The sequence below is a fragment of the Alcanivorax xiamenensis genome (assembly GCF_009846745.1).
GTDB classification, from domain to species: Bacteria; Pseudomonadota; Gammaproteobacteria; order Pseudomonadales; family Alcanivoracaceae; genus Alloalcanivorax; species Alloalcanivorax xiamenensis.
On record NZ_AQPF01000087.1, the window covers coordinates 1 to 5,411 of the forward strand.

Here is a 5,411-nt window from a genome sequence, read left to right on the forward strand (position 1 = left end):
ACCTAACGGTCGAGAGATTTTAAGTCTCTTGGCCTAAATCCTCCCTAACTCAGAGCACTCTCGAATCATTAAAGTTCCTATCGGATACTTCTAAACAATAGAGGTGTCCAATGATAGTGACCATCTGCTCCACCAAAGGCGGGGTCGGCAAAACGACCACCACCGCCAACCTTGGGGGCATCCTGGCTGACGCAGGGCAACGTGTTCTGCTCGTCGATGCCGATATCCAGCCCACTCTCTCCAGTTACTACCCGCTCTCCGACCGCGCGCCCTATGGCCTACACCAGCTGGTCACCAGCGGTCACGTCGAGGGCTGCATCAGCCACACCACCATCCCCAATCTGGACATCGTCATCAGTGACGATCCGGAAGGAAGCCTTGAAACCTGGATCCTGCATACGCCCGACGGCCGTATTCGCATGCGCACCGCGCTGCGGGCTGTCCAGGACTATGACGTTGTCTTAATCGATACCCAGGGCGCCGTCGGGCCGCTGCAGGATGTCGGTGTGCTCGCCGGCGATCTGCTTCTTTCGCCCATCCCTCCTGAAATCCTCTCCGCCCGTGAGTTTGCCCGCGGCACGCTCGGCATGCTCGACCGGCTCCAGCCCATGCAGCACCTTGGTGCTCCGGTCGGTCATCTCTATGGCCTTCTCTACCGCATGGACCACACCGTAGACGCGCGCCAAGTGGCCGATACGCTCCGCAAAGCCACGTTCGCCGAATCACGCGGCGCCATCTCCGTGCTCGATACGGTGGTCCCCTCCACCGTGGTATACCGCGAAGCCGCCACCGCCCAGGTTCCTGTCCATCGGCTGGAACACCGGCGTCGAGGCACTGCCCCTTCCGCCCTGGAAACCCTCTCTTCGTTGGTCGGCGAACTGTTCCCTCATATCGATTTGGGAGGGCTTCGTGATGAGATTTAAACCCTCCCTCGAAGAGCTATTGGACGAAATGTCCGCTGCGATCGCTGTGCACTTGGGCATCGAGATTGGCAAAGCCAGTCTGGACAACTCCCCCTGGCATAACGCGCTAAACGCCATCCAGGAGGCCGTCGCATCCAAGCCCGCTGAGCGCCCAATGACACCGGAACGGGCTCTGTTGCACGAGGCAAAACACGCCCTGACAGCGATCGCCTTGTGCCCCCGGGACGACTCAGAGATCGATGACCTGTTTGAGCGCATCGACCAAGCCGAAGTAACGGCCTGTCGGATCGCGGACTTTCTGTTCGAGTCCTCCAATCCAGAAGCGGCCCGCACACGGGAAGGGGCGCCGCAGCGCCAAGTCCAACGCGCCGTCGCCTACGACGCTTCTGAAGAACAACTCGTCGTCATGACTTCAACCCCGACTCATGCGCTCAAGGAGCAGGATCTATCCGCTCTACAGCGCGACGCCGACCGTTATCGTTGGTTAAGGCACGATGCCAAGGTCAGTGCTGTGACCGTTGGGGCACTTCGCGACAAATACGGCCTGCGGACACTTCTGGCCGGCGACCTTGACGCCGTCCTCGATGCCGCCCGCCGCCGTCAAACGCAGCATGGAGGGGCGGATCATGGTGCGTAAGGAGCGCTTCATTTCGTTCATTCCGCCGCTGATTCAAGCGTTGCACACCGGCCGCAAGACACAAACCCGGCGCCTGCAAGGCCTGGATGGTATTAATCAGGATCCGGATCACTGGGTGCCGCTCCACGCGGCGGTGACGCTCGATACCACCGGGCAGCTGGGCGTGGCGTTTCAGCACCTGGAGACGGGAGACCGTCAGTGGCTGCCCTGCCCCTACGGCGGTCCAGGTTCTCACCTCTGGGTGAAGGAACCCTGGTCCAGCCTGGTGGAGCAGCACGAGGACGGGGTCGAGCGTCATTGCGTGGCGTATGAAGGCACGCCTCGTGTTGGCATCCGCACACCAGGTTGTTTGGGGGCCGTGGACCACATCCGCTACCTGGATGACGATACCGATCTGTCGGAGCACTACTTCGGGTGGCCCCTGCGCTGGCGCGCCGCTCGGTACATGCCCCGACGGTTCAGCCGATTCACGTTGACGCTGACCCAGGTTCGCGTGGAGCGGCTGCAGGAGCTTCGGCGAGACGACGCCATTGCAGAAGGCGTGCAACGTGTCGGGGGCGGCCTGCTGCGGTGGGAAAATTGGTCGGCCACCGACGGGCAAAACGGCGCGTCACCCGAAGCGGCTTTTGCGCTGCTGTGGAACCACCTCAATAGCACCCGTCCCTGGAATGCCAATCCCTTCGTTTGGGTGCTGTCATTCACGGTCAGGCACGTGAACATCGATGCCCTGGATGACAATAGCAGTTCATACACGATGTCCTCTCAGCCCGCGTTGACGGTGGCGGGAGGTGCCTCATGACCCTCCCTGCCCCGATCCTGCGTTACCACGGCGGCAAATTTCGCATTGCCGATTGGCTGATACAGCACTTTCCGCCCCACCAAGTGTACGTCGAGCCATTCGGCGGCGGCGCCAGCGTTCTATTGAGTAAACCGCCGGCACCGGCCGAGGTGTATAACGACCTGGACGGCGAGATCGTCAATCTCTTCCGGGTATTGCGCGATCCCCATGACGCCCGCGTGCTGGCGCAACAGTGCCAGTACACCCCCTATGCTCGGGAGGAGTTCGAGCAAGCACAACGCCCCTCTGACCTGCCGATCGAACAAGCCCGCCGTACCCTGGTGCGATCGTGGTTCAGTTTTGGCAGTGCCGGCGCCACTCGGGGCCGCACCGGGATGCGGACCTTTACCAGGCCCGACGGCAGCTATCTGGGCGTGGCGCAAGCTTGGTCACGAGTGAGTCGGCTGATTCCGGTCGTCACGGAGCGACTCACTCATGTGGTCATCGAGCATCGGCCCGCCATCGATGTGATGCGCCATCACGACGGTCCGACCACGTTGCATTATGTGGATCCCCCTTACCTGCCTGAAACCCGCTCCAACGGCGGTACCCGTTACTACCGCCATGAACTGACCCGGGAGGACCATGAGGCCCTTCTGGAGGTCCTTCAGGGACTCACGGGGATGGTACTCCTCTCCGGCTACGCCCATCCCTTGTACGACCAGCGCCTGTCCGGCTGGCATCGAACGTCCCTCGCCACCAGCGGCTCCAGCCGCTTTGGCTCCACGTCCCGCACTGAGTGCCTCTGGCTCAACCCCCAGGCTCAACACGGCCTCGCCCAGTTAGACCTTTTTGATCGCTTTGATCGTACGGGAGGTATTGCCTCATGAGTAAAAAACGGCCCTCTTCCGAGCAGGTCGCGTCCCTGATCGCCACACCGTTATTTCGGCGGGATCAACGTAACCGGGAAAACGGTGACGGCGTCGCAACGCCCTCCACCGACCCGATCACCAGCACGCCGATGCGTATGGACGTCGATCAGATCCGCCGGTACGACCACGATCCACGCCGTAACCGCAACAGCAAATACGCGGAGATCAAAGCATCAATCCTCGCCGCGGGCGACCAAGAGGATCCGCTGGAAAGCCCCCTTGTAGTCACCAAACGGCCCGGCGATCCGGATCCGCGTTACATGGTCAGTGCCGGCGGCAATACCCGTCTGTGCATCCTACAGGAGCTCTGGAAGGAAACCGGCAACGAGCGGTTCAAGCAGACCTGGGTCATCTTCAAGCCCTGGGACAGTGAGTGCCGCACTTTGCTGTCGCATCTGAAAGAAAACGATCTGCGCGGGGATCTCATTTTTATTGATCGAGCCCTGGCGATCCGCAACGTGCGAGAGCTGATTCTAGAAGAGCAGGACAGAGAAAAGCTGTCACAAAGAGAGTTCGCTGAAGTCCTAGATAGCCAGGGGTACCGAGTCAGCCAATCGCTCATCGTTTGGTACGACTACGCCGTCGATGTCCTTTATCCCCTACTCCCCTCTGCCCTCGATAACGGCATGGGTCGCCCACAGGTAGAACGATTGCGCGGACTCCACAATGCGTTCCGTGACGTCTGCCAAGCGTTTGGTCTCGGAGAAGATATCGAGGGTTTGTTTGGCGCCGTCGTATCTCGCAACGATCAAAGCGATATCGATCTGGACCACATCCGGCGGGAGCTGGAATCGGAAATTTCCGTATCCGCCGACTGCGATATCGGGCGCGCCAGCCTGGCTCTGGGTGCGGCGTTGGATGGCGGTGAGATCCTCGTGCCCAACAACGACGCCGAGGACGATCTCGATTTCCTGGACGCGACAGCCGGTTCGGGGAATCTTGATGATTACGGGTATGCCGACAACGCCGGCGAGGCGTCCACTCAGGAAAATAGCGACGACACGGAAAGCGACGACGGTCATGAACGTCTGTCGTTCGGTGTCGACGATGATCTGCCCGGGCAAGCCCCAACAACGACCTCCCAAGATGAGGACAGGGTGCCCGTTACTGAGACACCCGCGTCATCGTCGGTATCCGAGTCTTCATCCCGTTCAACCGTGGCATCCGAGACCACACCGGATCTGGCCGATCTACGGTCACAAGCGTGGGATTTGGCGGCGGCCATCGCTGCGGAGGCAGGCCTCTCCGAACCGCTCTCCCTACCGGAAAGCGGGTTCGGCTTCGTGCTGTTGCCGGAACCGGCGGACGGACACGCCGCCTGTGTGTGGTGGCAGCTTGCCAATCTCGCTGGCCAGCACCCCAACCAGGCCGCACTGGCGGACCATCTGCCACCGGATTGGCTTGATCACGTCCCCACCTTCAACCCTTTCCACCTGGCTTCTGAGTTGTACCTGCACTGGTCCGACGCGCAGTGGCGTGCCTTCACCAAGCTAGTGGCGCTCATTCGGTCCATTCATTCCGTCACGGAGGGCGACCCATGGATATCCTGATGCGGCATAAGGAGGCGCAGTTAACCCGTGCGCTATTAACGTATGCGGCCGAATGTCTACACGATGGCGACTATGCCGCGCTAAGGGATCTGGGGTTCGGCGAAGAAGAGTTACGGTCTCTCCAGAGCCTCACAATCGAGACGGTCACGCTGTTGTCCCACCACCTGCAGCTGCATGGCCACGTGCTAAAAGTCCGGTTGGATCGGGGCGCGTTCCGGCAGTTGCTCGCCCAAGTACACCGTGAATCCGAACGAACGCACCTAAAGCGGGAGCTGGTGCGTCGCGAAGCGCCGGCAGAACTGATGGCCTCGCTGTATAGCATGGGGGTCCGGGAATACACCAGCCTGCGCCGCGCGGTACGGCTCACCCGAGGCCCCGGCCGGCCACCTGATCCGGATGAGGCCACCATCGAAGTGGTCTGGAAGGCCTGGAAGAACCATCACGGGGCTCTGGACCCTGCGGAGCTGACGCCCGAGGACTGGCTGGCGCTGTCGGAAAGGACCGGCCGAGATCTAAGGGTGATCTATCGCATTCTGAGCGAATGTCCGGCAGCCCCGGCCCAACGGGCCGGCAAGCGGGGCTCGCAGCGGG

The 5,411-nt window shown here is 61.3% G+C and carries 6 protein-coding genes; all 6 read left to right on the forward strand.

Annotated elements, in window-relative coordinates; genetic code table 11:
* Positions 1-110 precede the first annotated feature (110 nt).
* Entirely contained in the window at positions 111-923 is an 813-nt protein-coding gene (locus tag A6D6_RS21260; RefSeq protein ID WP_159661810.1) for a ParA family protein, read from the forward strand.
* Positions 913-1,560 (forward strand): hypothetical protein, encoded by a 648-nt coding sequence (locus A6D6_RS21265; RefSeq protein WP_159661811.1) that lies wholly within the window; start codon positions 913-915, stop codon positions 1,558-1,560. Before A6D6_RS21260 ends, A6D6_RS21265 begins: the two co-directional genes overlap by 11 nt.
* On the forward strand, positions 1,550-2,359 hold the full coding sequence (locus A6D6_RS21270) for a hypothetical protein (RefSeq protein WP_159661812.1): 810 nt from the start codon (positions 1,550-1,552) through the stop codon (positions 2,357-2,359). Before A6D6_RS21265 ends, A6D6_RS21270 begins: the two co-directional genes overlap by 11 nt.
* Positions 2,356-3,228 carry a DNA adenine methylase gene (locus A6D6_RS21275; RefSeq protein WP_159661813.1) on the forward strand — a complete coding sequence of 291 codons (873 nt, stop codon included), beginning with the start codon at positions 2,356-2,358 and terminating at the stop codon, positions 3,226-3,228. Before A6D6_RS21270 ends, A6D6_RS21275 begins: the two co-directional genes overlap by 4 nt.
* The gene (locus A6D6_RS21280) at positions 3,225-4,820 is read left to right on the forward strand and encodes a ParB family protein (protein WP_159661814.1); all 1,596 of its coding nucleotides are present in this window, start codon (positions 3,225-3,227) and stop codon (positions 4,818-4,820) included. The genes A6D6_RS21275 and A6D6_RS21280 overlap by 4 nt, the downstream gene beginning before the upstream one ends.
* A partial coding sequence (locus tag A6D6_RS21285; RefSeq protein WP_159661815.1) for a DUF2857 domain-containing protein occupies positions 4,808-5,411 on the forward strand: 604 nt, incomplete at its 3' end. The genes A6D6_RS21280 and A6D6_RS21285, both read left to right, overlap by 13 nt.